The organism is Streptomyces blastmyceticus (assembly GCF_039521185.1).
Classification (GTDB): domain Bacteria; phylum Actinomycetota; class Actinomycetes; order Streptomycetales; family Streptomycetaceae; genus Streptomyces; species Streptomyces blastmyceticus.
In genome coordinates, this window is the sequence record NZ_BAAABW010000050.1 from 1 (window position 1) to 685 (window position 685).

The 685-nt window shown below is 68.3% G+C and carries 1 protein-coding gene; it reads right to left on the minus strand.

The genetic code is table 11. From position 1 onward, the window contains the following. The coding region (locus ABD269_RS35255; protein ID WP_425573045.1) for an NAD-dependent malic enzyme at nucleotides 1-685 on the minus strand (685 nt) is incomplete at both ends.

A 685-nucleotide genomic window follows, 5' to 3' on the forward strand; every position in this document is an offset into this window, starting at 1 on the left:
GGTGAGGGCGGCGAGGACGACGATGGCGGTGCCGTGCTGGTCGTCGTGGAAGACGGGGATGTCGAGGGCTTCGCGCAGGCGGGCTTCGATCTCGAAGCAGCGGGGGGCGGAGATGTCCTCGAGGTTGATGCCGGCGAAGCCGGGGGCGATGGCTTTTACGATCTCGACGATGGCGTCGGAGTCCTGGGTGTCGAGGCAGATGGGCCAGGCGTCGATGCCGGCGAAGCGCTTGAAGAGGGCGGCCTTGCCCTCCATGACGGGCAGTGCGGCCTTGGGGCCGATGTTGCCCAGACCGAGGACGGCGGAGCCGTCGGTGACCACGGCGACGCTGTTGCGCTTGATGGTCAGGCGGCGGGCGTCCTCGGGGTTTTCGGCGATGGCCATGCAGACGCGGGCGACGCCGGGGGTGTAGATCATGGAGAGGTCGTCGCGGTTGCGGATGGGGTGTTTGGACGCCATCTCGATCTTGCCGCCGAGGTGCATCAGGAAGGTGCGGTCGGAGACCTTGCCGAGGGTCACGCCTTCGATGCCGCGGAGTTTTTCCACGATCTCGTCGGCGTGGTCGGTGGAGGTCGCGGCGACGGTCACGTCGATCCGCAGCTTCTCGTGGCCCGAGGCGGTGACGTCGAGGCCGGTCACGGATCCGCCGGAGGATTCCACGGCCGTGGTGAGCTGGCTGACCGCG